The 26,754-nt window shown below is 63.1% G+C and carries 26 protein-coding genes; 8 read left to right on the plus strand and 18 right to left on the minus strand.

Annotated elements, in window-relative coordinates:
• Positions 1–72: 72 nt before the first annotated feature.
• Entirely contained in the window at positions 73–1,917 is a 1,845-nt protein-coding gene (gene mutL / locus NKH22_RS26760) for a DNA mismatch repair endonuclease MutL (protein ID WP_023752058.1), read from the plus strand.
• 25 nt (positions 1,918–1,942) lie between these two features.
• Here mutL and NKH22_RS26765 read toward each other — a convergent pair whose 3' ends face one another.
• Positions 1,943–2,704, minus strand: a complete 762-nt coding sequence (locus tag NKH22_RS26765; RefSeq protein WP_023715226.1) for a hypothetical protein — start codon at positions 2,702–2,704, stop codon at positions 1,943–1,945.
• A 107-nt stretch (positions 2,705–2,811) separates the two neighbouring features.
• Positions 2,812–3,705 carry a DMT family transporter gene (locus tag NKH22_RS26770; protein WP_023715225.1) on the minus strand — a complete coding sequence of 298 codons (894 nt, stop codon included), beginning with the start codon at positions 3,703–3,705 and terminating at the stop codon, positions 2,812–2,814.
• 90 nt (positions 3,706–3,795) lie between these two features.
• Here NKH22_RS26770 and NKH22_RS26775 point away from each other — a divergent pair, with 90 nt between their 5' ends.
• Complete coding sequence (locus NKH22_RS26775) at positions 3,796–4,722, plus strand: LysR substrate-binding domain-containing protein (RefSeq protein WP_023724839.1); 927 nt, start codon at positions 3,796–3,798, stop codon at positions 4,720–4,722.
• A 17-nt stretch (positions 4,723–4,739) separates the two neighbouring features.
• Here the strand turns inward: NKH22_RS26775 and NKH22_RS26780 are convergent, their stop codons facing one another.
• The gene (locus NKH22_RS26780; protein WP_023745489.1) at positions 4,740–5,345 is read right to left on the minus strand and encodes a hypothetical protein; all 606 of its coding nucleotides are present in this window, start codon (positions 5,343–5,345) and stop codon (positions 4,740–4,742) included.
• Between the two features lie 113 nt (positions 5,346–5,458).
• Between NKH22_RS26780 and NKH22_RS26785 the strand changes: the two genes are divergently transcribed.
• A complete protein-coding gene (locus NKH22_RS26785; protein ID WP_023694434.1) occupies positions 5,459–5,692 on the plus strand; it encodes a DUF2093 domain-containing protein in 234 nt (77 codons plus the stop codon).
• 230 nt (positions 5,693–5,922) lie between these two features.
• On the opposite strand, the gene lpxK is transcribed toward NKH22_RS26785, so the two are convergent.
• From lpxK to epmA, 7 genes are all read right to left on the minus strand, one after another.
• Positions 5,923–6,951 carry a tetraacyldisaccharide 4'-kinase gene (lpxK, locus tag NKH22_RS26790; RefSeq protein ID WP_352911691.1) on the minus strand — a complete coding sequence of 343 codons (1,029 nt, stop codon included), beginning with the start codon at positions 6,949–6,951 and terminating at the stop codon, positions 5,923–5,925.
• Positions 6,952–8,268, minus strand: a complete 1,317-nt coding sequence (gene waaA / locus NKH22_RS26795; protein ID WP_023730486.1) for a lipid IV(A) 3-deoxy-D-manno-octulosonic acid transferase — start codon at positions 8,266–8,268, stop codon at positions 6,952–6,954.
• On the minus strand, positions 8,265–9,053 hold the full coding sequence (locus NKH22_RS26800) for a lysophospholipid acyltransferase family protein (protein ID WP_023682942.1): 789 nt from the start codon (positions 9,051–9,053) through the stop codon (positions 8,265–8,267). The genes waaA and NKH22_RS26800 overlap by 4 nt, the downstream gene beginning before the upstream one ends.
• Positions 9,054–9,058: 5 nt before the next feature.
• Positions 9,059–9,304 carry a DUF4170 domain-containing protein gene (locus NKH22_RS26805; protein WP_023682943.1) on the minus strand — a complete coding sequence of 82 codons (246 nt, stop codon included), beginning with the start codon at positions 9,302–9,304 and terminating at the stop codon, positions 9,059–9,061.
• A gap of 68 nt (positions 9,305–9,372) precedes the next feature.
• Positions 9,373–10,179 carry a 3'(2'),5'-bisphosphate nucleotidase CysQ gene (locus NKH22_RS26810; RefSeq protein WP_023694437.1) on the minus strand — a complete coding sequence of 269 codons (807 nt, stop codon included), beginning with the start codon at positions 10,177–10,179 and terminating at the stop codon, positions 9,373–9,375.
• Complete coding sequence (locus NKH22_RS26815) at positions 10,166–11,509, minus strand: TldD/PmbA family protein (RefSeq protein ID WP_023712780.1); 1,344 nt, start codon at positions 11,507–11,509, stop codon at positions 10,166–10,168. The genes NKH22_RS26810 and NKH22_RS26815 overlap by 14 nt, the downstream gene beginning before the upstream one ends.
• 202 nt (positions 11,510–11,711) lie before the next feature.
• Positions 11,712–12,758: an EF-P lysine aminoacylase EpmA gene (gene epmA / locus NKH22_RS26820; RefSeq protein ID WP_023712779.1), complete on the minus strand. Its 1,047-nt coding sequence runs from the start codon at positions 12,756–12,758 to the stop codon at positions 11,712–11,714.
• 129 nt (positions 12,759–12,887) lie between these two features.
• On the opposite strand from epmA, the gene efp reads away from it, so the two are divergent.
• The 3 genes from efp to NKH22_RS26835 all read left to right on the plus strand — a co-directional run bounded on the left by efp (position 12,888) and on the right by NKH22_RS26835 (position 15,834).
• Positions 12,888–13,457 (plus strand): elongation factor P, encoded by a 570-nt coding sequence (gene efp, locus NKH22_RS26825; RefSeq protein WP_023682947.1) that lies wholly within the window; start codon positions 12,888–12,890, stop codon positions 13,455–13,457.
• Between the two features lie 89 nt (positions 13,458–13,546).
• A complete protein-coding gene (locus tag NKH22_RS26830) occupies positions 13,547–15,007 on the plus strand; it encodes a phospholipase D-like domain-containing protein (protein ID WP_352911694.1) in 1,461 nt (486 codons plus the stop codon).
• Between the two features lie 26 nt (positions 15,008–15,033).
• On the plus strand, positions 15,034–15,834 hold the full coding sequence (locus NKH22_RS26835; protein WP_023671569.1) for an endonuclease/exonuclease/phosphatase family protein: 801 nt from the start codon (positions 15,034–15,036) through the stop codon (positions 15,832–15,834).
• 1 nt (position 15,835) lies between these two features.
• Here the strand turns inward: NKH22_RS26835 and NKH22_RS26840 are convergent, their stop codons facing one another.
• The 6 genes from NKH22_RS26840 to NKH22_RS26865 all read right to left on the minus strand — a co-directional run bounded on the left by NKH22_RS26840 (position 15,836) and on the right by NKH22_RS26865 (position 22,997).
• On the minus strand, positions 15,836–17,803 hold the full coding sequence (locus tag NKH22_RS26840; protein WP_352499217.1) for a glycoside hydrolase family 127 protein: 1,968 nt from the start codon (positions 17,801–17,803) through the stop codon (positions 15,836–15,838).
• 38 nt (positions 17,804–17,841) lie between these two features.
• Positions 17,842–18,699 (minus strand): carbohydrate ABC transporter permease, encoded by an 858-nt coding sequence (locus tag NKH22_RS26845; RefSeq protein ID WP_023682951.1) that lies wholly within the window; start codon positions 18,697–18,699, stop codon positions 17,842–17,844.
• The gene (locus NKH22_RS26850) at positions 18,699–19,616 is read right to left on the minus strand and encodes a carbohydrate ABC transporter permease (RefSeq protein ID WP_352911697.1); all 918 of its coding nucleotides are present in this window, start codon (positions 19,614–19,616) and stop codon (positions 18,699–18,701) included. Before NKH22_RS26850 ends, NKH22_RS26845 begins: the two co-directional genes overlap by 1 nt.
• 178 nt (positions 19,617–19,794) lie before the next feature.
• Entirely contained in the window at positions 19,795–21,036 is a 1,242-nt protein-coding gene (locus NKH22_RS26855) for an ABC transporter substrate-binding protein (protein ID WP_352537609.1), read from the minus strand.
• A 63-nt stretch (positions 21,037–21,099) separates the two neighbouring features.
• A complete protein-coding gene (locus tag NKH22_RS26860; RefSeq protein ID WP_352911700.1) occupies positions 21,100–22,158 on the minus strand; it encodes a LacI family DNA-binding transcriptional regulator in 1,059 nt (352 codons plus the stop codon).
• A gap of 194 nt (positions 22,159–22,352) precedes the next feature.
• Entirely contained in the window at positions 22,353–22,997 is a 645-nt protein-coding gene (locus NKH22_RS26865; protein WP_023824526.1) for an AbiV family abortive infection protein, read from the minus strand.
• 203 nt (positions 22,998–23,200) lie between these two features.
• On the opposite strand from NKH22_RS26865, the gene NKH22_RS26870 reads away from it, so the two are divergent.
• Positions 23,201–23,467 (plus strand): hypothetical protein, encoded by a 267-nt coding sequence (locus tag NKH22_RS26870; RefSeq protein ID WP_155922436.1) that lies wholly within the window; start codon positions 23,201–23,203, stop codon positions 23,465–23,467.
• Positions 23,457–24,566, plus strand: a complete 1,110-nt coding sequence (locus NKH22_RS26875; protein ID WP_023824524.1) for an ImmA/IrrE family metallo-endopeptidase — start codon at positions 23,457–23,459, stop codon at positions 24,564–24,566. Before NKH22_RS26870 ends, NKH22_RS26875 begins: the two co-directional genes overlap by 11 nt.
• Here the strand turns inward: NKH22_RS26875 and NKH22_RS26880 are convergent.
• Both NKH22_RS26880 and NKH22_RS26885 read right to left on the minus strand, forming a co-directional pair.
• Positions 24,552–25,484, minus strand: coding sequence for an alpha-glutamyl/putrescinyl thymine pyrophosphorylase clade 3 protein (locus tag NKH22_RS26880; protein WP_023824523.1), 933 nt, complete (start codon positions 25,482–25,484; stop codon positions 24,552–24,554). The genes NKH22_RS26875 and NKH22_RS26880 overlap by 15 nt on opposite strands.
• A complete protein-coding gene (locus tag NKH22_RS26885; RefSeq protein ID WP_023824522.1) occupies positions 25,481–26,497 on the minus strand; it encodes a thymidylate synthase in 1,017 nt (338 codons plus the stop codon). The genes NKH22_RS26880 and NKH22_RS26885 overlap by 4 nt, the downstream gene beginning before the upstream one ends.
• Positions 26,498–26,754: the final 257 nt, after the last annotated feature.

A 26,754-nucleotide genomic window follows, 5' to 3' on the forward strand; every position in this document is an offset into this window, starting at 1 on the left:
CGCTGGCGTCTCCAATGTCCGGCATTCATTGAAGCCTTCCGCACACCCTTCGAATCCGCCTATAATACCCCCATGCCCATTCGCCAGCTTTCCGAAACGATGATCAACCAGATCGCCGCCGGCGAAGTCATCGAGCGTCCGGCGAGCGTGGTGAAGGAACTGGTCGAAAACGCGCTCGACGCAGGCGCCTCCCGCGTCGAGGTCGTCACTGCCGGCGGCGGGCTGAACCTGATCCGCGTCACCGATGACGGCTCCGGTATCCCCGAACAGGAACTGGCGCTGGCCATTGCGCGCCACTGCACCTCGAAACTTGCCGACAACATTCACGATATCCGCTCGCTCGGGTTCCGTGGCGAGGCATTGCCGTCAATTGGTTCGGTGTCGCGACTGTCGGTTCGCTCGCGCTCGGCTGCAGGCGACGCTGCCGCCGAGATCGCCATCGAAGGCGGCCGCGTTTCGGCGGTCAAACCGGCGGCGGCCAACCGCGGCACAACGGTCGAGGTGCGCGACCTGTTCTTCGCCACGCCGGCCCGGCTCAAATTCATGAAGGGCGAGCGCGCCGAAAGCTCCGCCACCAGCGACGTGGTCAAGCGCATCGCCATCGCCTTCCCCGCCGTGCGCTTTACGCTCGCCGGCTCCGACCGCTCGACGCTGGAATTGCCGGCAACCGACGACACGGCGGAAGGCAGCCTGCGCCGCGTCGCGCAAGTCATGGGCGCCGAGTTTCCCGACAATTCCATCGCTATCGACGCCAGCCGGGACGGCGTGCACCTGACCGGCCACGTCTCGATCCCGTCCTTCACCCGCGCCAACGCGCTGCAGCAATATGCCTATGTCAACGGCCGTCCGGTGCGCGACAAGCTGATTGCCGGCGCCATTCGCGGCGCTTTCGCCGATGTGCTGCCTCGCGACCGGCACGCGGTGACCGTGCTGTTCCTGACGCTCGATCCGGCGACCGTCGACGTCAACGTCCACCCGGCCAAGGCCGATGTGCGCTTTCGCGACCCCGGCCTGGTGCGCGGGCTGATCGTCGGCGCCATCCGCGAGGCTCTGGCCAATGCCGGCATTCGCGCCGCCACCAGCGGGGCCGCCGGGATGGTGGCGGCGTTCCGGCCGGGAGCCGCCTCCTACGCCCATGCGGGTCCTGCCAACGGTCATCGCAGTTTTGACGCGGCCTACCGGGCCTCGGGCTTTGACCGCTCGCCACAGCGGCCGCTGGATATGGGATTTGACGGCGCCGGCTTCCGCGAAAACGACCAGGCTGCATTCGACGCCGGTCCGCTCGCCAGCGCCGATGCGCGTGCCGGCTTAGCCGAGCCGGCCGAGACGCTGCTCGGCACCGCCCTGGGCGCCGCCCGCGCGCAGGTCCACGAAAACTATATCGTCGCGCAAACCCGGGATTCTCTGATCATCGTCGACCAGCATGCCGCGCATGAGCGGCTGGTCTATGAGGCGCTGAAGAATGCGCTGCACTTACGCGCGGTGCCCTCGCAGATGCTGCTTTTGCCGGAGATCGTCGACCTGCCGGAAGAAGACGCCGAGCGGCTGGCCATGCATTCGGAGACACTTGCCCGGTTCGGTCTCGGCATCGAGCGCTTCGGCCCCGGTGCGGTGGCGGTGCGCGAGACGCCGTCCATGCTCGGCGAAACCAATGTCCAGCAATTGGTGCGCGACCTTGCCGATGAGATCGCCGACAATGATACAGTCGAGACGCTGAAAGAGCGCCTGGACAAGATTGCCGCCACCATGGCCTGCCACGGCTCGGTGCGTTCCGGCCGTCTGCTCAAGGCCGAGGAGATGAACGCGCTGCTGCGCCAGATGGAGGCGACGCCGGGATCCGGCACCTGCAACCACGGCCGCCCGACCTATATCGAGCTGAAGCTTGCCGATATCGAGCGGCTGTTCGGACGGCGGTGAGCACAAGCCAGGTCAGGGCACACGCTCAATTCACCAACAGGCGATAGTCCTTGAATCTATGAGAGAAAACGTAATCCCTTGAGTAGCCGGCGCTACCGCCGCGAAAATTCACGGAGATTGTCTCGAAGCTTCCCCCAACCTGCTTTTGAACATTCATGTAGATGGGAGTCATCAGCATGCCGGCATCGCAATCGTCGTCATCGAAAACGATCTCCTGAACGACCTTCTTTTTCTTCTTGTCGATGACCCGCAGCTTACTCATGCAGACGAGAAAGCCGGCTTTCTCGTAGACCCCGGCAAATCTGTGGGTGGCTGTCTGCGCCCAGAAGGGGATCTCGACGGTGCCGTCAACCTTCGCCTCACCGGTATCGTCGAGGCTTGCGACCTTCTTCAGCACGATCGGGAACTTGTCCAGGCCTCTGTTCCAGGTCCCCGTTGCGCCGCTTTCGCCAAGGTCGAGAGAAAACGGACATCGGGCGGTGTCGACCGGCGTTTTCGATCCAATGACCAGGACCCGGTCGAATTCCTTGTCGTCCGCAATCTCGCAAAGGGAGACGCTGGTACCGGTGATCTTGCCGTACACCGCTATCGGGCTTTGCTTCGCGTCGTAGAAATAGCTTCCTTCGACCGTAATCCCGCTGCCGAAACTGTCATATCTCTGCAGTGACAGATGGACTGGATTAGGCCCGATGGACCCTTCGTAGTTTTCGACCTGGTACCAGCCAGCGACGGCTTTCCCGGTCAGCAGCAAAACGCAAAAGATTGCCGATATGAACAGTTTTCCCATTCCATCCCCCAGCCAGGCAACTCACCATAACGGTCCTTCCTCCGGGTGTCTGCAGCTGGCGGATACGGCTCCCGGTTTGAGTCCGGAAACGGTTCCAACTTTTTGTTTTAACGCTTCAAATTCACCACGATGACGCCGCCGAGCGCCAGCGCGCCGCCGAGGAGACCGAGCAGTGTCGGCACTTCGCCCAGCCAGAAGAAGCCGATCAGGGCCGACATGGGCGAGACCAGATAGAGGAAGTTCGAGGCGCGCGCTGCCGGAAGACGCGACAGTGCGGTTGCCCAGGCGGCATAGGCGATCAGGCTGGGCACGATGCCAAGAAAGATCACGGCGCCGATACCGGCCGTGTTGGCGACCGCGGCCTGCGCAAAGCCGCTCGGCAGAAAGGGTGCCAGGCAAAGCGCGCCAAGGATCATGTTCGAGGCCGAAATGGTCAGCGGGTGATGGCGGGCAAAGAGCGGCTTCTGGACGATCGTGTTGACGGCCGAGCACAGCGCGGAGCCAAGAACCAGCAGCGCGCCGGTGTCGAAACTCAAGCCATTGCCGTCGGCCACGGCGATGATGCCGATGCCGGCGAAAGAAATCGCCGTGCCGAACCAGGCCCAGCTTGAGAAGCGCTCGCCGAGCAATGCCATTGCCATGATGGCGGTGAAGATCGGGCTGACATTGATGATGAAACCGGCGGCACCCGCCGACACGGTCAGTTCGCCGAAATTGAGCATGACAGTGTAGAGCGCGACGAAGATGGCGCCGCCAAAGACCAGGCGCCACACTTCGTCGAGCCTCGGCAGCGCCGGGCGCTTGACGGCAAGAAAGATCGCCGCCGGCACCGCGGCAATGGCAAAGCGCAGCGCACCGAGTTCCAGCGGCCCGAAAGCGGCGAGGCCGGCACGGATCGCCGGAAAGGCCGAGGCCCAGCCGACCACCGTCAACGCCACGGCGATGGCCGCCGTGGTGTCCATCCGCTGTGTCGGATTCGACGTGCTGGTCGTTGCGCTCATCTGCCTGTCCTCGGGTTCCCAGAGTTGAAAGGCAGAAAGCGCCTTTTCGGCGCCGTTGACAAACGATCAAATCGAGGATCACCTGTGACTATGGATCACAGCTCAGACACAATGGTGCCGCTCGAGACCCTGCGCGCCTTCGATGCGGCGGCGCGAACGGGGAGCTTTTCGGCCGCGGCCGAGAAGCTCAACATCACCCACGGCGCCGTCAGCCGGCAGATCGCCAAGCTGGAGGACTGGCTGGGCTTGAAAGTGTTCGACCGCGGCGCGCGCGGCGTCTCGCTGACCATCGAGGGCAACCGCCTGCATCTGCGCACGGCGGAAGCCTTTGCGCTGATCTCCAGCCATTCCGACCGCTGGGTCGAGCCGCGCGGCACCGCCGTGGTGCGGCTGACCTCGATACCCTCCGTCAGCGGGCTGTGGCTGATGCCACGCATGGCGGCGCTGGAGAACAATCCCACCAAGCTGCGCATCGTCCTCGACGTCGACATCCGCCAGGCCGACCTTGCCGATGAAGGCATCGACCTGTCGGTCCGCTGCGGCCGCGGCGGCATTCCGGGCCGCATCTCGGTGAAGCTGTTCGAGGAACATGTCTTTCCCGTCGCCGCGCCCGGCCTTGCCCGCGAGATCGGCCGCGGCGACCCGGCCCGGCTGCTGAGGTTTCCACTGATCAACGATTCCGACGCCTCCGGCTGGCGTGCCTGGTTTGCCGCGCAAGGGATGGACTACCGCCCGCGCCCGCAGGATCGCCGCTTCGAGGACTACAATCTCGTGCTCGACGCCGCAGCTTACGGGCTCGGCATCGCGCTGGCGCGGCCACCGCTGACCGGACACCAGTTGGAGGCAGGCCGCATCGTCGCCGTCGACGAGCGCAGGGCGCTGAACCCGGTGTCGTACTGGCTCGACCGGCCGCTGGGGCGGCCACGCACGGCTGCCGCCGAACTTTCACGCCGTATCGCTGTCGAGGCGGGGCTGGCGATGGACAAGATGGAAGCATTCCTCGAAGCCGAGCGATAGCGGCGATCGTTCGGTGCTCAGCCAAGCACCAGCAAGGCGAGCCCGACAATGGCAACGGCCAGAAACCCGGCAGCCAGCGCCATCAGGCCGACACGCATCTGCTGCCGGCCTTCGGGCTGGACCGTGTCATTCGACCCAGACATCGCCTGCCCCCGCTTCGCCGCCGCGTCGGTGGCGGAGGCGCGGCGCGGCGGCGAAACCCCCGGTGCGAGAAGCGCAAACCAGGGCAGTCCTGCCGGCTTTGCGGCAGCGCCATCATCGGCCCTGGCCGGCGGCACCGGCAGACCGCGCTGTGCATCGTCGTTGGCTGGCGTCGCCTTGCCTGTCGCAGCCGTTGTCGGCCCGAAATCGTCGGGCGCCGCGTCACCCGGTTCGGCAAGGGCCAGATAGGCCTGCAGGATCTCGGCTGAACCCGTCTGCTGCCCCTTTGCGGTGGCTGCGGACAACAGCGCCTGCAGCGCCGGCGCCGCTGCAGGCTGCAAAGGCGCACCGGATGGCGTCGGCGGCTGCACCAGCGCCTTTATAAGTGCTGCTTTCGCCGGATCGGCCTTCGCCGACGGCACCGCTGCCAATATCATGGCCTCGCGCAGCAGCGCAGTCAGGCGGGCGGATGAAATGTCCATGCCGGTCCCATAAGAATGGTTTGGAGCCGACAATAGCGCCTCAGCATTGCGTCAAGCTTGACCTTGCCGGCAATTTATGGCGATGAAATCAGCATGAACTCTGGCACCACCCCATGATGAACCGCTTCGAAGGCCCTGGCGGCAAGGAAGCCCGGATCCGCTATCTCGACGGCGACTTCCAGGTCACCAGCCCCGGCGCATTCGTGCGCTGCGCTGTGACCGGCGAGAGCATTCCGCTGGACGAGCTCAAATATTGGAGCGTCGCCAGGCAGGAGCCCTATGTCAGCGCCGCCGCCTCGCTGCGCCGCGAGATCGAGATGCATCCGGACCTGCGCAGCCGGGGTTAAAGGCGCGCACAGAGCCGTTGGTCGCGTTCCTTCACACCCCCCTCTGTCCTGCCGGACATCTCCCCCGCAACGGGGGAGATTGGATGATCATCTTTGCTTTCGCCAAATCACCAGCGTTGCAGAATGAGCGCCATTGGCAAAGCTGCTGATCTCCCTCCTTGCGGGGGGAGATGGCCGGCAGGCCAGAGGGGGGTGCTGTCCGCCAGCATCTCCGCGTGACGCTGCACGCCCTACCCTCGCAGCTTGCGCTGTCTCCAGGCATCCAGCGTCTCGTCGATGATGCGCTCCGGCACAGTGTCGAGTTCGAACGTGGCGTCGATCTCCAGCACGGCGAGTTCAGCGAGGAAATCGGCCGGGGCAGCGCCATGGCGCAGCCGGGCGGCGTCCTTGGCGGTGGTGACGAGGCCCAGTCCATCGCGGCGCGCGGTTGCCGCCAGTTCCGCGAGCTCATCAGGGGCATAGAAGTGATGGTCCGGAAACGACCGGGTCAGCGCCACTTCCGCACCGGTGCCGCGCAGCGTCTCGAAGAATTTTTCGGGATGGCCGATGCCGGCAAAGGCGAGGAACCGCCGGCCGGCGAACCGCTCCTTGCCGCCCGGTTCAGCATGCGCCTCGAAGATCGGCCGGCCGGCGCGCGCCGCCTGGCGCACGACCTGGTCGGCGGCGGTGCCCTCGCCCATCTTCAACAGCCCATCGGTGAACACCAGTTGGTCGACGACGTTGGCGCGCAGCGGCCCACCCGGAATGACGCGGCCATTGCCGATGCCGTAGCGGGCGTCGACGACGACCAGCGCATAATCGATATGGATGCGCGCGCTCTGAAAACCGTCATCCATGATCAGGAAATCGCAGCCATGGGCTTCCATGAGCAGCTTGGCGCCGGCGGCGCGGTTCGGGCTTACCGCAACCGGCGCATGCTCGGCCAGAAGCAGCGGCTCGTCGCCGACATGCTTGGCGGCGTCGTGACTGGCATCGACAACATGCGGCTGCGCAAACGAGCCGCCATGGCCGCGCGACAGGAATCCGGGATTGAGCTGCATGCGCCTGGCCTGCTTGGCCAGCGCGATGGCGACCGGCGTCTTGCCGCTGCCGCCTACGGTGAAGTTGCCGACGCAAAGCACTGGTGCTTCGATCTTTTCACGTACCGCCCGGTGCATATGGCGGCCGGCGACCATGCCATAAATCGCTGATAGCGGCGACAGCGCAAAGACCCGCCAGTCCGGCGCTTCCCACCAGAAAGGTGGTGCTTCGGACGCCACCTATCGCCCGTCGGCGCCCTTCAGGCGCGACTTGACGATCAATGGCTGGATATAAGGCTCAAGCGATTTCAGCGTGTGCGCCAGCGCACCGCGCATCTGGTCGACGGTGGCGGCACCGGCCGCCATCATCTCATGGCGCGCGACTTCATTGCTCAACAGGAAATTGACGGCGCCGGCCAGCATGTCGCGGTCGCGCACCAGCTTGGCGCCGCCGCTGTCGAGCAGACGCTGATAGGCTTCGCGGAAATTCTGGACGTTGCGGCCGGCAAGCACGGCGGTGTCGAGCATGGCCGGCTCCAGCGGGTTCTGGCCGCCTTCCGAGGTCAGCGAGCGGCCGACAAAGGCGATTTCCGTCAGCCGGAGATAAAGCCCCATCTCGCCGATCGTATCGCCGAGCAGGATATCGGTGTCGGCGGTGATCCTGTCGCCCTTGCTGCGCCGCGCCAGCTTCAGCCCCATGCCGGAAATCTGCGCCGCAAGGGCTTCGGCGCGGTCGGGATGGCGCGGGACGATGATCGTCAGCAGGCCATGGTGGCGCTTGTAGAGCGTGACGTGAACTTCCGCCGCGACCACCTCCTCGCCGTCATGGGTCGAAATTGCCGCCCAGGTCGGGCGGCCGGCGATCTGTCGCTTCAGCGTCGCCAGCGCCCGTTCGTCGAACGGCGGCGGCAAGGTGTCGACCTTGAGGTTGCCGGACACGGTGACCGGCCGGGCGCCAAGCGCGCGAAACCGTTCGCCGTCGACATCCGACTGGGCAACGACATGTGCAAGGTTCTCGAACAGCGCCTCGGCGATGTTGGCGCGCTTCTTCCAGGATTTGAACGAACGGTCGGAGAGCCGGCCGTTGACCAGCACCTGCGGCACGTGGCGGGCGCCGAGCTCGAGGATCGTCATCGGCCATATCTCGGATTCGGCGATGATAGCCAGGTCCGGCCGCCAGTGATCGAGAAAGCGGCTGACGGCCGGCTTGAGGTCGAGCGGAACATATTGGTGGATGATGCGGTCGCCCAGCCGTTCGTCGGCAACCTGCGCCGAAGTGACGGTGCCCGTCGTCAGCACGATGTTGACACCGTAGTCGAGGATGCTTTGCACCAGCGGCACGACCGCAAGGGTCTCGCCGACGCTTGCCGCATGGATCCAGATCACCGGCCCTTCAGGGCGCGGCCGCCCGGCAACGCCGTAGCGCTCACGGCTGCGGCTGCGGTCTTCCTTGCCCTGCGATGTGCGCCAGGCGACATAGGGGCCCATCAGCGGATAGGCGGCTGCACCGGCAAGGCGGTAGGCCGCCAGGAAGGCGCGCGCCCAGCCGACGCTCATGGCCTGCCGTCCACGAGCCGATAGGCCTCGGCGGTCGCGGCATTGAGCGCGGCCGTGACTTCCTGGCGCTTGCGCTCCATTTCGGCCTCGTCGGCATTGGCCGGCACGAAAACCGGCGTTCCGATGACGATCGAGGAGCGGCCGAACGGCAGGTTGATGGTGGTCTTGTCCCAGCTCCTTTCCAGCACCTTGCGGCGGCTGGTGGCGATGGCGGCAGGCATGATCGGCCGGCCGGAAAGGCGTGCCAGCAGAACGATACCAAGCCCCGCGTCGCGCGGCGTGCCGTGGGGAATGTCGGCGATCATGGCGACGTTCTTGCCGGCCACGAGTGACTTTTTCAGGGCGATGAGCGCCTTGGCGCCGCCCTTGTCGAGATGCTTCGTGCTTTCACGCCCGCCGGAGCCGCGCACCGCCTCGATGCCGAATTTTTCGATCATCAGCGCGTTGAGTTCGGCGTCGGCGCTGCGCGAGACCATGGCGACCAGCGGCCGTCCCTTGGGATAATAGGCTGGGGTCAGCAGATGCTGGCCATGCCAGAGCGCGATGATGCCGGGTTCGAATTCGGCGTAGTCGCCGCCTGAAAATTTAGCCGAGCCTTCGACCACGCGGTTGGTCAGGCGCACCAGGCGGACGAACTGGGCGAGCAGGCTGACGATCATGCTCTTGACGATTCGCGACTGCGCCAACGGCTCGCGGATCTTGCGCCAGAATGTCTTCGAACTGCCGCCGCGTCTTCTTCGGACCGCGGCGCCGGTGGGCTGCCCTTTCACCGCTTCATGCTCCATCGCTGTCAACCGGCGGCCTTGCTTTCAGGGTCGAGCAGCCGGTGCAGATGGACGACGAAATAGCGCATATGGGCATTGTCCACGCTGGCTTGCGCCTTGGCCTTCCACGCGGTGTGCGCGGTTTGATAGTCCGGATAAACGCCAACGATGTCGAGCGCGTCGAGATCGCGGAACTCGGTGCCTCCCAGCTTCTTCAGCTCGCCGCCGAACACCAGGTGCAAAAGCTGTTTCTTTCCGTCTTCCGCGGCCATTTCGGTCCTTCACATATTGTGAGTTTGCGACAGGTCTAGCCCAAAGCTGCCGACTTTGGAACCTTCGATCACGCTTCCGTATCGGCAATGACGCCGGCAAGCACGGTCAGCAACTGCCCGCTGCCGGCGACCAGCGCGCCGTGACGGATGATCTCCCCGGCATAAAGCGGCGCGCGGCCATGGCCGTCGAGCACGGCGCCGCCAGCCTCGCGCAAGATGAGATCGGCGGCGGCGATATCCCAGTCATGCGCGTTGGGCTTGACGAAGGTTGCGTCGAGCGTGCCGTTGGCGACCATCGCCAGCCGGTAGGCGAGAGAGGGAATGTGCGCCGCCCGCCGCACCCGGCCCTGCCATTGCGCCGGCATCAGGTCGATCAACTGCTTCAGCCCGCCGATCTCGACCGTCTTACCCAGGCCGCGCACGGCAATCGGCTTGCCGTTGCGGAAAGCTCCACGGCCAGGCAGCGCCCAATAGGTTTCGCCCTTGGCCGGACATTCGAGCACACCGGTGAGCGTGCGGCCATTCTCGACCACCGCGACGCTGACGCACCACGAGCGCAGACCTTCGAGGAAGCCGCGGGTGCCGTCTATGGGGTCGACGACAAAGGTGCGCCGCGCCAGAAGCCGCGCCGGATCGTCAGTCGTTTCCTCCGACAGCCAGCCATAGTCCGGCCGGGCCGCCAGCAGGGTATCGCGCAGATAGGCGTCCGCCGCGTGGTCGGCTTCGCTGACCGGCGAGGTGCCGCCCTTCATCCACACTTGCGGGTTTTTGCCGAAATAGCGCATGGCGATCGCGCCCGCCTCGCGGGCGGCGTCGCGCAGCAGATCGAGGTCTTCCGAGGCCCCGGCCGATATGACCGGGTCACGCTCCGGCAAGGGTCATTCCTTCGATCAGCAGCGTCGGTGCGGCAGTGCCGAAATCGCGGTCAAGATCGCTCGCCGGAACCATGTTGAGGAACATCGTCTTCAAATTCGAGGCGATGGTCACCTCGGCCACCGGATAGGCAAGCTCACCATTGTCGATCCAGAAGCCGGATGCGCCACGGCTGTATTCGCCGGTCACCATGTCGACGCCCTGGCCGAACACTTCAGTGACATAAAAGCCGGATTTTAGCGACCTGATCAGGTCTTCCGGCGTCCTGTCGCCCGGCTCGATGGCGAGATTGGTCGAAGACGGCGATACCGACGAGCCGCTGCGCGCGCCGCGTCCGTTGGTGGTCAGCCCCAATTCCCGCGCGGCGGACGTCGACAGGAACCAGTGCTTCAGCACGCCGTTCTCGACCATCAACAGCTTTTCGCCCTCGACGCCTTCGCCGTCGAACGGGCGCGAGGCCTGACCGCGACGCCGCAGCGGTTCGTCGGTGACGGTGATGGCAGCCGACGCAACCTGCTTGCCCATCATCTCGCGCAAAAAACTGGTCTTGCGCGCCACCGAAGCGCCGTTGATGGCGCCGGCGAGATGGCCGGCAATGCCGCGCGCGACGCGCGGATCGAACACCACGTTGACCGGACCGGTCGCCGCCTTGCGGGCGCCGAGGCGGCGCACGGCGCGCTCGCCGGCCTTGCGGCCGATCAGCTCCGGCGCGTCGAGATCGGAAAAATGCTGGTTCGAGGAGTATTCGTAGTCGCGCTCCATGCCGGTGCCCTCACCCGCAATCACGCTGGCCGAACGCGAAAAGCGCGACGCGACATAGTGGCCGACGAAGCCGTCCGACGTGGCAAGCACCAGCCCGCCGAGGCCTGCGCTGGCGCCGCTGCCGGCCGAATTGGTGACACCCTTGACTGCAAGGGCCGCTTCCTCGGCGGCAAGGGCCGCTTCCTTCAACTGATCGGCCGAAACCTCGGTGGCGTCGAACAGATCGAGGTCGCGCACCTTGCCAACCAGCAAAGCCGGATCGGCGAGACCCTGATAGGGGTCCTCGGGCGAGACTTTGGCCATGGCCACGGCGCGCTCAGCCAGCGCCTTGGGGTCCGATGCCGCCGTCGCCGAGACGCTCGCCACCCGGTTGCCGACGAAGACGCGCAGCGAGACATCGTCGCCCTCGGACGCTTCGGTGTTCTCGACCTTTCCCAGCCGCACCGACACGCCGATCGAACGGCCGCGCACGGCAACCGCGTCGGCGGCGTCGGCGCCGGCCCGCTTGGCAGCCTCGACCAGTGCCGCGACGCGGTCGGTCAATTTCGCTGCCTCTGATGTATCGGTCATGCGCGTGGTCCTGGCTGAAGCCGCGCCGGGCGGTAGCGGCTGTTGCACCATCTATTGTCCCAATGCGGCTTGTGCAATGGCGCACGGACAATTGTCCCGCTGCGGCATAGCGCCCGAGCGGAGCGCGAAAGCTATCCGCGGCGGCGGCCGCCAGAGACGCGCGGCTTGACCGGTTTGTGAGTTTAACCGAGGCCGATTTCCGTCAAGGAGTGGCGGCCGGCGTCCAGATCACGTCATCGATCCTCGTCGCGCCCGTTGCCAGCATCACCAGCCGGTCGAAGCCGAGCGCCGAGCCGCTGGCTTGCGGCATGATGGCGAGGGCGGCGAGAAAATCCTCATCCAGCGGATAGCGCTCGCCATAGACGCGCTCCTTCTCGTCCATCTCGGCGGCAAAGCGCCGGCGCTGCTCGGCCGGATCGGTCAGTTCGCCAAAAGCATTGGCGAGCTCGACGCCGCAGCAATAGAGCTCGAAGCGCTCGGCCACGCGCTGGTCCTCCGCGCTCGGCCGGGCGAGCGCCGCTTCCGAGATCGGATAGCCGTACAAGATGGTGGCCCGCCCCTGCCCCAGCACCGGTTCGACCTTCTCGACCATTACCCGGCTGAACAAATCGGCCCAGTTGTCATCGCCGGCCGTGCGCAGGCCGGCCTTGATCAGAGCATCATGGAGTGCGGCGCGGTCTGTGCCGCCATCGGCAGAAACGGTGGCAAGAAGATCGATGCCGGCGTAACGCGCAAAAGCTTCCGCCACGCTCACGCGTTCCGGCTCGGCGAACGGATCGGCCTCGCGGCCGCGAAAGCGGAAGGTTTTGGCGCCGGCCCGCTCGGCTGCCAGCTTCAGCAGTTCGGCGCAATCGGCCATCAGGCTGTCATAGGTTTCGCCGACCCGATACCATTCCAGCATGGTGAATTCGGGATGGTGCAAGGGGCCGCGCTCGCGGTTGCGCCAGACGGCGCCCAGGCTGAAGATGCGCCGCTCACCGGCGGCCAGCAGCTTCTTGCAGGCGAACTCCGGCGAGGTGTGGAGATAAAGCGGCCGGCGCGCGCCGTCGGCGCCGATCGCCTCGGTGGCGAAGGCTGAGAGATGCGCCTCGTTGCCGGGCGAAATCTGCAATGCCGCCGTCTCGACCTCGATGAAGTCCCGCTCGCCAAACCAGCCGCGCATTGCGGCAGCTATGGCGTTGCGGGCCATCAGCCGCGGCCGGCGGTCGGCGTGAACATCCGGCGTCCACCAGGGCGAAGCGCCAGTCATGGGTTTGCCGGGCAACGGAATTGCTGACAGGGCTGGCGGTTCGGGCCAAGATGCGCTACGGCGACGGCTCTCGCAGCCGATTTGCGCCGAACGATCGTTTCAGGCCAACGAAGTCTAGGATTGAAAACCGTGGTGAAGGTCATCGCCAGTTCGCTCCGTAAAGGCAATGTCGTCGACAAGGACGGCAAGCTTTACGTGATCCTCTTTGCCGAAAACATCCACCCTGGCAAGGGTACGCCGGTCACCCAGCTCGACATGCGCCGCATCTCCGACGGGGTGAAGGTTTCGGAGCGCTACCGCACCACCGAGCAGGTCGAGCGCGCCTATGTCGAGGAGCGCGAGCACACCTTCCTCTACGCCGACGCCGAGGGGTATCACTTCATGAACCCGGAAAGCTACGACCAGGTCGCGGTGCCGGAAAGCGTGGTCGGCGACATGGCGCCCTACCTGCTCGAAGGCATGGCGGTGCAGATTTCGCAGTTCAACGGCATCGCCATAGCCCTGGTGCTGCCGCAGCGCGCTACTTTCGAAGTGGTCGAGACGGAGCCGACGACCAAAGGCCAGACGGCGTCCTCGTCATACAAGCCGGCCGTGCTTTCCAACGGCGTGCGCACGCTGGTGCCGCCGCACATCGCGCCGGGTACCCGCGTGGTGGTGATGACGGCTGACGGGGCCTATGTGGAGCGGGCGAAGGACTGAGGCGCGAGCGCCTCCGTCCTGGTTAATCCCTTGCCCGGTACTAATCCCCCACATTGCCTTCTGCGGCCGCTGGCTCGATAGTCCTGCCGATGTGGCAGACCTTTGTGACCTACTGGCCTCTGATCCTTGTGATCATTCCGATGCTGATGGCCGCCATCGGCATCGTCCACGCAATCATGACCAAGGAAGACGTGCGCGCCGCCACCGGCTGGGTCGGCGTGATGATCTTGTCGCCGTTCCTTGGCGCGATCATCTATGCCATTGCCGGCATCAACCGCATCCGCCGCGCCACGATCAGCGCCATGCGGCCCGTCGCCGGTGAAGCCGAGACAGCCAAACACGACCACGACATTGCGCTCGAAACACTCATCTCAGCCGAATTCGGCCAGCGCTTTGCCGGCCTGAAGACGCTAGGCGACAGGGTGGCGCGGCGCGCACTGACGTCGGCAAACGCGATCACGATCCTCAGGACCGGCGACGAAGCTTACGCAGCAATGTGCCGGGCGATAGACAGCGCACAGCGCAGCATTCTGCTCGAGACCTACATCTTCGACAATGACGAGATCGGACGACGTTTTGTGGAATCGCTGGCCGGCGCGGTCCGGCGCGGTGTGACGGTTCGCGTGCTGATCGATGCGGTCGGCGTGCGCTATTCCGTGCCCAGCATCCTTGGGACACTCCGGGAAGCCGGCGTCACCGTCGATCTGTTCAACGGCAACATCGTCATGGGCCTGAGACTTCCCTATGCGAATTTGAGGACGCACAGGAAAATCCTGATCGTCGACGGTGTGGTGGCGTTCACGGGAGGCATGAACATCCGCAAGGGATTTTCGGCCGAATTCGCCGGCAGCGCCAGTTCGGCGGATACGCATTTCCAGGTCACGGGGCCCGTCGTGGCCGACCTTTTCGCGGTTGCCGCCGAAGACTGGCGTTTTGCCGGCAACGAGTCCCTCAAGGACGAGGTCTGGCACGTGGCAAAGCCCTCGCCGCCTCCCGGTCAGCCGATCCTGGTGCGGGCGGTGGCGTCGGGGCCGGACGCCAGCATCGAAACCAACCACAAATTGCTGACGGGGGCATTTTCCGTCGCCCGCAAATCGATCCGCATCATGTCGCCCTATTTCCTGCCGGACCGGGAATTTGTCAGCGCGCTGGTCACGGCGGCCCGGCGCGGCGTCGAGATCGACATCGTCGTGCCCGCGGTCAACAATCTCTTCCTGGTCGGCCGCGCCATGACGGCGCAGTACGACCAGGTGCTGAAGCACTATTGCCGCGTCTGGCGGCATGAGGGGTCGTTCGACCATTCGAAGCTGTTGTCGGTCGATGGCGTCTGGGCCTATGTCGGCTCCTCCAACCTCGACGCCCGGTCGCTGCGGCTGAATTTCGAAATCGACCTGGAGGTGCTGGATACCGGCTTTGCCGCCGAGATCGAGGGGCGCATCGGAGCGGCAATCGCTTCCGCCAAACCCGTCACACTCGCAACCCTAAGAGCGCGGCCATTTGTCATCCGGGTTTTTGACCGGTTGTTATGGCTGGGATCGCCCTATCTTTAGAATCAGGACAGATTGAACGCAGGCCTATGGACATAAACGGACGCAGCCTTCCTGAAACAGTGCTCCTGTCGATCCGCGGCAGGAAAGCGCGCAAGGCGAACGCGACGCCGCGCAAGCACATTGAAGGCGCCCAGATGGTGGTCGCCTCCTACAACGTCCACAAATGCATCGGCACCGACCGCAGGTTCGACCCCGAACGGACCGCTCGCGTCATCCGCGAGATCGGCCCCGACGTCATCGCGCTGCAGGAGGCCGACAACCGCTTCGGCGATCGCGCCGGGCTGCTCGACCTTGCCCGGATCGAACACGAAACAGGGCTTGTGCCGGTGCCGGTTTCCGGAAGCGGCAAGGGCCATGGCTGGCGCGGCAACGTGCTTTTGTTCAAGCGCGGCACGGTGCGCGACGTCCATCAGATCAAGCTTCCGGGACTGGAGCCCCGCGGCGCGCTGGTTGCCGAGATCGACCTCGACGAAACGCGCACTCTGCGCGTCATCGCCGCGCATCTCGGCCTGTTGCGCCGCTCGCGTTCGGAGCAGGCCCGCGTCGTGCTCGACATCATGAGCAACCAGGATGAAAGGCCGACCTTGCTGCTCGGCGACCTCAACGAATGGCGGCTGGGCAACCGCTCGGCGCTCAAGACGCTGCACGCCACCTTTGGTTTCACGCCGGCGGCGGTGCCGACTTTTCCCTCAGGCCTGCCGGTGCTGGCGCTCGACCGGATCATGGCCAACCGGCACGGCATGGTCTCGTCGGTGGAAGCTCATGATACGCCGCTGTCGCGGGTTGCGTCGGATCATTTGCCGCTGACGGCGTTCGTCAGCCTGTAACTCATCCGTCCCGCAGCCAGACCAGCATCTCACCGGGTTCACGGTTGTCCCAGGCAAAGTACGGGACGGCGGTGATTTTCGTTTCGCTCACCGTCGGCGGATCGGTGCGATAGAGCCCGGTTTCCCAGTTTTCCTGGGCTTCCTTGCTGGCAAGTGCCGAAAGCGTGACGATGCCGCCGAGCAGGTTCGGCTCGGCATGCGCCTCGATTTTTGCCGTTCGCGGCAGAGCGATCCGATGCAACTGGCCGGCATTGTCGGTCTCCTCGACGCAATAGATCAGCGGACCGCGCGCAAGTGCGACGCGGCCGATGTCCTGACGCACCTCCGGATTGGCGAACAGACGGGCGATCGACATTTCGAGATCGAGTTCGACCCGGTCGCCCTGGCGCCACTCGCGCCGGATCGCGGCATAGCCGTCGCTGGTGATGCCGTCCAGATCGACGGCGGCGCCGTTGATCTTGAGCGCCGCCTTGCCGCACCAGGACGGGACGCGCAGGTGCAAGGTGAATGCCACCGGAGCGTCGGCTTCGATCCGGATCGAGACCGCGCCATCCCAGGGATAATTGCTGGTCTGAATCAGACTGACCGCCCGGTTCGATATGTCGAAGCGCGCGGTGCTGTCGCCGTAGAGATGAACGGCCAGCGCGTCGTCCGACAGGCTGTAGAAATAGCTGCCGATGGAGGCGACCATGCGGCCGATATTCGGCGGGCAACAGGGGCAGCGATGCCATTTCCAGCGATTGTGCCTGCCCCGGCTCTCCAGCGGGTTCTCGTAGAAGAACAGCGAGCCGTCGAGCGACAGGCCGGAGATCGAGCCGTTGTAGAGTGCCCGCTCCATCATGTCGGCGTAGCGGGCGTTGGGACCCATGCCGAGCATGCGACTGGCCCAGAACACGAGGCCGACCGAGGCACAGGTCTCGGCATAGGCGGTTTCGTTGGGCAGGTCGTAGTCGCTGGTAAAGCCCTCATTGTGCGCCGATGGCCCGAGGCCGCCGGTGACATAGAGGTTCTTGGTGGTGAGATCGTTCCACAGACGGTCGAGCGCTACCCTGAGCGTGTCGTCGCCATATTCGGTGGCGATGTCGGCCATGCCGGAATAGAGGTACATCGCCCTGACCGCATGGCCGACGACCTTGTCCTGCTCGCGCACCGGCTTGTGCGACTGGTTGTACTCATAAGTCTTGAAATGATAGGCCTTCGGGTCGGCGCCGCGCGCACGCGCCTCCTCGTCGAAATAATGCGGCTGTTGCCCGCGCTGGTCGATGAAATACCTGGCCAGGTCCATGTATTTCTGCTCGCCGGTCGCCCGCGCCAGCTTGACCAGCGCCAGCTCGATCTCCTCATGGCCGCAATAGCCCTTCTTCTTGCCCGGCTCCGGACCGAAGGTGTCGGCGATATGGTCGACGTAGCGGCACATGATATCCAGCAGCTTGCGCTTGCCGGTGGCCTGGTAGTAGGCGACCGCGCCTTCGATCAGATGGCCGGCGCAATAGAGCTCGTGGCAATCGCGCAGATTGGTCCAGCGCTTGCCGGGCTGGATACGCTGGTACCAGCTGGAGAGATAACCGTCTTCCTGCTGCAGTCTGCCGTAGAGGTCGATGACGGCATCGATCTTCTTCTCGAGCGCCGCGTTCTTGCGCCGGTAGAGCGAATAGGCCGCGGTCTCGATGGTCTTGCCCCAATCGGAGTCCCAGAACATCTGCGTCGTCACCGTCGAGCCGGTGAAGCCGGGGCTGGCAGCCTCGTCGGGCGACGGCGAATGGAACGGAATGACGACGCCCGGCGAGGGCCGGTCCGGGTCGATCTGCTCCAGCATGCGCGCCTCGACGCAGCGCTCGTAGAGGATGTCGGCGGTGCGCGACGCCACGGCATCGACACGGTCGCCCCAGAAGCCGCGGACATCGACCTGCGGCACCGGCAGCGGGCGGAAGGCGAGTTTGCCGGGCTTGGCGGATGGTTGAACGGTCATCGTGTCACTCCGTTGGATATTGGTCATTTCACGGCGGGTCATTTCACCGCGCCGGCCATCAGGCCGCGGATGTAGAAGCGCTGCAGCAACAGGAAGAGCACCAGGCACGGCACCATCATCACTGTGACGCCCGCCTGCACGGCGCCCCAGTCGATGGCGCCGAAGCGGCCCGACTGAAGTGCGGTCATCATGATAGGCAGCGTGAATTTGGACTGGTCGGTCATCAGCACCAGGGCGGCCAGGAATTCGTTCCAGGCGCCGAGGAAGGCAAACAGCGCGATGGTGACGATGCCCGGCCAGACCAGCGGCAGCATCACCTTGAGCAGCATGGTGACGTTGTTGGCGCCGTCCATGCGCGCGGCCTCCTCGATCTCGCGCGGCACCGCGTCGAAGGCGTTGCGCATCATGAAGATCGAGAACGGCAATTGCAGCGTGGTGTAGACCAGGACCAGCCCGGTCAGCGTGTTGTGCAGGCCGACCTTGGTCAGCACCAGGAAGATCGGCGTCAGGATCGACTGGAAGGGGATCATGATCGTCGACAGGATGACGATGAAGAGCACATCCTTCATCGGAAAGCGGAAGCGCGAAAAGCCATAGCCGGCCAGCACGCTGACGACGACCGACAGGATCACCGTCATCGAGGCGACATAGAGGCTGTTTTGCGCCGGCAGCCAGAGGCCGTCGCCAAAGGTGTCGAGCGTGCGATAGTTCTCGACCGAGAAGCCGGTCGTCGGCCATGGCGGCAGCGGCGGCTGGCGCGCCTCCTGCGCCGGCTTGAAGGTCGACAGCACGGCCCAGACGATCGGCGCGATGAACAGCACTGAGGCGATCATGCCGGTCGAATGCTCGGCGATCCTGAGCCAGAGGCGGCTGCTGCGGCTTCTTGCCTGCGCCATTAGTCGATGCCCTCCGGCTTGCGCAGCAGCCACAGCTGAACCAGGCTGAGCGCCACCAGGATGGCGAGCAGTATCATCGACAAAGCGGCGCCATAGCCGAGCTTGAACGAGACGAAGGACTGGTTGAAAATCCAGTAGACGGCGGTCAGCGTCTGGTTGCGCGGGCCGCCGCGCAGGATGATGTAGAACTGGTCGAAGGCGAGGATCGAGCCGGCGATCGACAGGATCAGCGCCAGCGCCAGCGTGCGGCGCATCAGCGGCAGGGTGATGGCGCGAAAGCGCGCGAACGGCCCTGCCCCGTCGATCATCGCCGCTTCCTGCAGATCGGTCGGGATCGACTGCAGGCCGGTCATCAGGATGATCATGGTGAAGCCCGCCACCTTCCAGACGACCATGGCGATGATCGACCAGAAGGCCGGCTGGAACGTCGCCAGCAGGTTGAACTTTTTCCCGGTCAGGCCGAAATCGTAGGCGGCCGGGCTGAACAGGCCGGAATCGACATTGAGCAGCCACGACCACAGCAGGCTGGCCGAGGCGAAGCCGACGACCGCCGGCATGAAGAAGGATGTCCGGTAAAAGCCGGTCAGCTGCCTGGGCTTTTCGATGAACAGCGCCAGCGGAAAGGCGACGGCGAAGATCACGATGGTGACGATCACGGTGTAGTAGGCGGTGAAGCTCAGCGCGTTCCAGAAACGGTTGTCGCGCAGGATCGCCCGGTAATTGTCGAAGCCGATGTAAAAATGCTCGCCCATCAGCGGCCAGTTGTGCAGCGACATCCAGGCCGTCATGCCGAGCGGAATGATGAAGAACACGACGACCAGCGCCACGGCCGGCGCGACATAGAGCAGGCCGATCCACTGCCGGCGGCCGGCGCCGACCAGTTTTCTGGCGCGTGGCGGGGTGGTGGTGATGGTCATACGTGGGCTCCGGGTGCGGTGATCCCCCTCCCCCTCGAGGGGAGGGTCCGGCCGCAGGCCGGGGGTGGGGTCCTCCGCGCAGTGCGCCGACGAAAAAGAACGTCGAGCACTGCCGGAACGACCCCACCCGGACCTGCGGTCCGACCTCCCCTCGAGGGGGAGGTAGGGGCGGCGCCGCTTACTTTTGCGGCGCCTGGTCGATGATCGACTGCATGGTCTCTTGTGCATTGGCGATGGCGCCATCGACGTCGTCGCCGAAGACGACCTCGTTGATCATCTGCGTCCACGGACCGTTGGCCGAGTTGATCAGGTCGTTGAACACCACGGAATAGGGCGTGCGGCCCTTGGCCATGGCTTCGGCGGCGATCTGGTAGCGCGGATCGAGATCCTTCAGCGCCTCCTTGGCGATGTCGCCGCGCACCGGCAGGCTGCCGTATTTGGCCAGGATGGTCTGGCCTTCGAGCGAATAGGCGAAGTCGAGAAACTCCTTCACCACGGCGAGCTTCTTGGTGCCCTTGGTGACGACGAAATTGTCGCCGCCGGCAAACGAAGACCAGCCGCTGTCCTTGCCCGGCAGGAAGGTGACGCCATAGTCGATATCCGGATACTGCGTGTTGAGCGCACCGATGGCGAAGGCGCCGGACGGCGAAATGCCGATATTGCCGGTGGCGAAGGCGGCAAAGAAGTTGGCGCCGGTGTCGGTCTGCGCGCCGGCCGGCACCAGATCCTTCTTGACCATCGAGCGGTAGAGGTCGATGGCGCCGCGCAGCTGCGGGCTGTCCAGCGTCGCCTTCGAGCCGTCCTCGGAGAGGATGTCGCCGCCCGAGGCCCAGATCAGCGGCGTGAAGGTGAAGATGTTGCAGCCGCCGCAATTGCCGGAGAAGTAGAAGCCCTTGATGTCGCCGCCAAGCGCGTTGACCTTTTCGGCATCGGCCTCGATCTCGGCCCAGTTGGCCGGCCCCTTGTCGGGATCGAGACCCGCCTGCTTGAACAGTTTCTTGTTCCAGATCAGCACCGAGGCGTCGGCCGAGAACGGCAGCCCATAGATGTGGTCCTTGTAGGTGCCGGTCTTGACATGCGCCGGCGACAGGCTGGCGAAATAGGGCAGCGATTTCGCCCAGTCGGTGATGTCCTCGAGCTGGCCGGCGGCGGCAAAGGACGGCGTGTAGATCAGGTCGAGCGACAGCGCGTCGGGCGCCGTGCCGCCGGCGGCGGCGGCGCCATATTTCGGGATGATCTCGGCATTGGGAATGATGTCGAGCTTGACCTGGTTCTCATGGCCCTTGTTGAAGGCATCGACGATGCGCGGCATGAAGTTCGAGCCGTCGGCGCGCACCCAGATGTTGGCGGTATCGGCGGCCATCGCAGGCAAGGCAATGATGCTCGCGGCGAGCGCGAACCCGGTAATCATGGTCTTCATGGTTTTCCTCCTCATGGTTTTCTCCTCCTCCCTGTTGCGGCGCAGATCGCGCCGCGCGTTCTCCTAGCCGCCCAATGGACGGCCGCATGACTGACGCACCACCAGCCGGCACGGCAGTTTTCGAATGCCCGGCGCGGCGGGTTGGCCGCCGACGAGCGAAAGCAGTGTGAGGCCGGCCTCGCGGCCGAGCGCTGCCAGGTTCATGTCGACCGAGGTCAGCGGCGGGCGGGTCGCCTCGGCCACGATCTCCCAATTGTCGAAGCCGATGACGCCGACATCGCCAGGCACGCCCAAGCCGCGCTCGCGCAGCGCATCGATGACGCCGCGCGCGATCTGGTCGTTGCCGCAGAACACGGCGTCGGGTTTCTCTCCCTTCTTGTTGAAGAGCGTTGGGCCGTCGAACAACTTGCCCACCGCCTCATGCCCCCAGGCTTCCGACCACGAGCCGAGCAAGGGCTGGGTCGCCGGCAGACCGTTCTCGGCCAGCACGTCGCAAAAAGCCTGTGCCCGCTCATGCACCACGGAGAAGCTTGGCGGTCCGCTGACATGGGCGATGCGCCGACGCCCGAGCCGGCAAAAATGCTCGACCGCCAGCCGCGCTCCGCCGGCATCGTCGGAGACGAAGGCGATGGCGCCGGGATCGGGCTGGCTGAAGGCGTAGATGACGGGCACGCCGAGATTGGCGAGGTCGACCGGCAGATGGCGGTCGATGCGCTTGCCGCTGGCGATGATGCCGTCGATGCGCTTGTCCAGCATCGCCTCGACATGCAGCTGCGCCAGCCGCGGGTCGTCCTCGACATTGCACATGAACACCGAGACACCGGCGTCGACCAACGCATCCGAAATGCCCGACATGACCGGCAGCGAAAAGCGGCCATAGGTATCATTGGTCAACAGGCCGACGGTGAAGGAGCGCCGCCGCAGCAGGCTCTGCGCCAGGCTGTTGGGGCGAAAGCCGAGCCGCTGCGCCGTCTCGCGAATGCGCTGCCGCGTCTCGGCCGTCATCCGCCCCTGCCCGTTCAGCGCCTTCGAGGCCGTGGCCACACTGACGCCAGCCATCGCCGCCACTTCACGCAGGGTGATGGGGGTCTTGGCGGGTGGTGGCAACGTGTCGGGGGCCATGGTGCGGGTGTAAGTCCTCGGTTGGGAAAAGGTTTTCTCTTACTGGGCCGTGGCGTGTCCATGTGGGTGGATGGAAGATGCTGCGGAATTTGAGAAAAGGTTTTCTCAACGGGAGACTAGGATGAGAATTTTGGGATGGCAAGCGGAAATGAGGCGTCAAACGAACCCGCAGGTTGTCATGGCAACCGGCCTGCTCAACGACGGGGCGGCATAGGCGATTGCGCAAACTTGCTTACCAGCGACATTACCAATTCATACCGATCTCGCCGCGTTCGCTTGGCGATATTCGCTGCGGTCTCTTCAGCTGAGCTGGCGAGCAGCACATTGGCCGCAGTAATTTGCTGCTTGGCAAACTTAATCATCTGCTCAGCCATCGAAGCATTTATTCGCTCATCTGGTGTAACAAATGAACCGTCCTCAAAATCGCAATACATCGAAGCGTTGCGATATCTGAACAGAGCTGGCCCTACAGCAACTCCGGCGGCGGCCTTCATAAATAGGTCTTCAACGTCGATGGCCTTTTTCTCGGCTGCTACGGCCTCTTCGATCAACGGCACGGCGCTGGCCAATCCCATGAACTGACTTGCTTTCGAGTCATGTGATCTGAAGCGCTTTCCCGTGACCTTCCAGTCGACAGGAATGCCGAGAACGATCTGAGTGGCGGCGCCCAAAAGGATGGATAGCTTGCCGGCCTCTTCGCAAGCCACATACGAAAGAGCGTAGGATCTGCTTATCCTGCTGTTTTGGTAAAGTAACTCCGCGTCTTTTAGGAGTTCAGACGCGTTGTGACGAATCGCTATCATTCCTTCACAGATCGCCTGAAGGCTAAGATCTTTCATTCTCGATAATCCCATATTCTGTGAAATTGGTTGCGACTCTACTGGCGTCCAGCAATTGATCGTTTTGATTGCAAAGTAGCCGCATTAAAGCAAACTGCACTCAAAGCTAATTTTGAGTCGCTTGGTATCGGAATAATAGGCAGCGAATGGAGCTAGCTTTCAATCGCATCGCGCTTCGAAGGCTATGCGAGTCGTCGATAGCAATGGAAGATGAATTTGGGCTGGATGTGGCAAAAGCGCTTATGGCGCTTCTGGCTGAGTTGCGTGCTGCGGATTGCATTGACGACCTTCCGGATGTCGATATGACACCCACCAAAGGGCTCGGCCAGTCAACATCCATTCAAGTGACCGCTGGGGTGTTTCTGAAAATACAAGTGAACCACACGACCCCGCCGATGGATGCTTCCCAGGCGATCCTATGGGGCAAGGTCAGTCGGATAAAGATCATGGACATCTCGGATGAACGATAGAACTGACTCCTTCACTCCCGATTGGACGCATCCGCCTGGGTCTACAATCGCACGCATTATGGATCAACACGGCATGTCGTTAGCGACGTTTGCCACCCACATCGATCTTCCTGAACCGGAGGCAGATAGGCTTCTGATCGGGGAGACAGAGATCGACGAATCGTTGGCGCAACGCCTGAGTAAGGCCGTGGGTTCATCAGCTTCTTTTTGGTTGAAGCTAGAGCATATTTACCGAGCTGATTTTGAACGGACTGTGGGAAGGAAGACGGTAGAACAGCAGACTTGGCTGGCGCAATTTCCGGTCAAGGACATGGTGAAATTTGGCTGGGTTCCAGCACCAGCCAAGGAGGATTTGGCCGCGACTCTCCTGCATTTTTTCGGAGTTGATGACAAGGTCTCATGGCAGGCCCGATACGGACAGGACATAGCGGCAGTCTCATTCCGAACATCGCCCACCTACGAATCAAGACCGGGAGCCGTAGCAGTATGGCTTCGCTGGTCGGAGCTTCAGAGTGAGTTCATCCCATGTGCGCTTTGGAACCCTGCCCTCCTAAAGCTAAAGGTGACCGAGATGCGTGCTTTGACACGTCGGAAACATCCATGGCAGTTCATCCCACTTTTGCAGGCACTGTGTGCCGAATGCGGTGTTGCGCTCGTAATCGCTCCGGCTCCCACGGGATGCAGGGCAAGCGGCGCCACACGCTTCCTTTCAGCGACGAAGGCGCTTATCGCCTTGACGCTTCGCTACAAGTCAGATGACCATTTCTGGTTCACGTTCTTTCACGAGGTTGGCCACCTTCTGCTGCACGGTAAGGATGCACTGTTTCTCGAAGATGGAAGCGAGGTCGCTGAGAAGGAAGAGAAAGAGGCCAACGAATTTGCCGAGCGCACCCTGATACCTTTGGAGTTCAAAGGCTCGCTTGAAAAGATCCGATTTCGAGCCAACGACATCATTCGTTTGGCAGTGCAGATCGGCATCTCACCCGGAGTTCTTGTAGGGCAATTACAGCACTCAGGTCAGCTTGGCCGAGGCCAGTTCAACACGCTAAAGCGTCGTTATGAGTGGTCTCAGTGTGATACGAAGCTATCCTCGAAATAGCAGGTGTTGCGCAGGACTTTTCTGCCAATTGCACAAGCTATCCTCCAATGCCTGCATCCCTACCTTCAACTTCGCGTCGATCTGGAGCAGCAAGTCGTCCAGTTCTGAGGCGCGCAAATTCGCATTTGCTGCTCCGCCGAACAACAGACGAGCGCCGCGAAGTGGTCCAGTAGCGCTGTGCCAGAGATAGGCCGAGCCAGGCTCAATCGGTGCAATACCGAGCTTACCAAGCATTGTGAGAAAATCGAAGCGGCCGAGACGACCGAAGCGCATAACGTCATCCATTGAGCGATACATCTTGTCGAATACCGCCTGTGGGTTCTGCCCAACCTCGACGTGCAGGTCATGGATCATCCCCGCATGGGTGCGAGGTGGACCGACCCACGCAACATAGGTCTCGAACACTCTTGCTGTACCCTTTGTCGAGTCTGCTCTTAGGCTCTCGTACTTCCGATGGTTGCTAAAGCGCCATATACGAAGCAGTTGCTCATTGACGGCGAGCCAAGGTCGGAAAGCTCCAGGATTCTGAGATATTGCGGCCCAGTCCCAACGGCTTGGTCCTCCTACTTTTCCGTATATCTGCCGGGTAAGCTCCCATCCGTCGGCCTGATGTTTCCCGAAATGAGTAGCAAGGAATACGAGCCAATACGCTTCGTCGCGTCGGCCGGCGCGCAGGTGGAGAACTGCAGCTTTGAGCGGATCGAACATGCCGGAAGCAGGGTCGGCACGCGAAGGATGGTGCTGCCCGTCACGGATGTGAAAAACGAACTCAATTCGTCGCCGGCTGTCAACAAGCTGCTTAGCAAGACAGTTATACTGATCCTCCGTTGCGAGACCAGGCAAAGGAACGGTGTTGTTGTTGATCTCGTGTAGTACCTGCTGAAAGGTAGCGATCCTTAGATGCTCCGCGGCGCTCAACTCTGCTTTTCCTTCCCTACAACAAGCCCAGGAATATCAGGCTGGGGTATGAATGCTTGTGGAAGCTCTGCCTCCCTCCCTCGGATGAAGGCGTCGTAGACAGTCGAGGACATCAGATTCTTCTGTTTGACGACACCGCGATGGTCCTTCTGATCGAACAGTCTCTTTACAAGAAGGAGCCGAGCCAAATCGATCCAATATGGGTCTATTCCGTCTGTTCGGCCCAAAACGGTCGCCCCTTCTCGAATTTGGCGTTCCATATTCAGCAGCCATCTGACCGAACTCCACGGATCCCCTTTCGGCATCGGCGGCATCCCAATCGTATCCTGCCAGCCAGCGGCGATATATTTTTTGGCCCTCGCCTCTTCCCTGTCGTAGAGGTGAAGGCTTCCTACTGAATGGCTATAGGTACCGATTTCAAGATCGGTACTGCGGGCGACCAGTTCTTGGAGCACGGTGAATGCAAACACGTCGTGCGGCAAGCCGCGATAGGCGTCGTTGGAGCGCATGGAAACTTGACAATGAAGGTAGTCTCCCCGAGCGAAAAACTGGACCGTGCACGTGCAGGGAACATCCTTCTCCCCCAAGTCCGCTTGGTCAAAAATCTGGACGACTGCTTGGCGCGTGCTGCGCTTGTCCGGATCATTGAGCATGTCAATGATCCGTTTGATTTGGTTAGGTTTTCCTGCGAAGAGCCGCGGTCCGTACGCGCCGGTGGTGGAAGTCGCTTCCTGCGGAATTTTCGAGAATTCGCGGTATTTTGGTATGTAGTATTCGACAAAATCGAGAGTGTCTGACCCTGATAGGTACCAAAGCGTCTCACCTAGACAGCTTAAAAGTGTTGCCCTTTCTTCAGTCCGGCTGAACCTATTTCTAGGATTCGCCAGTTTTAGTAGAACTCCAGTTTCCTCTCGGTTTGGTCCCTTGGTAGGGCTCAAGCGATTACGACTTCTCAGTAATCTTCGGTAGACTACGCCGAGTAGATCATCGAGAGTTTCCCGCACCACGTACATTGTATGCGTCCAGTCACCCTTCCGAATCGGATGAGGCACTGTCGCACAATTTCAGCAACCGGATATCAGATTTAGAAGTATCGTCTGTCTCGGATCGAAAGTTATCTGTTCCGGCATCGCGACCCAAAGTCGAGTTCACCCGCAGCCTCCCGCGATGGGCGATGGGCTGATGGGCGCGGCGGGCCTGTTCGAATCCACCCGTCATGGACATTGCTGCGACCTAAACAGACCGGCAGTTTCAGGAGCATGCCAAAGGC

This window comes from Mesorhizobium sp. M1252 (genome assembly GCF_040318265.1).
Classification (GTDB): domain Bacteria; phylum Pseudomonadota; class Alphaproteobacteria; order Rhizobiales; family Rhizobiaceae; genus Mesorhizobium.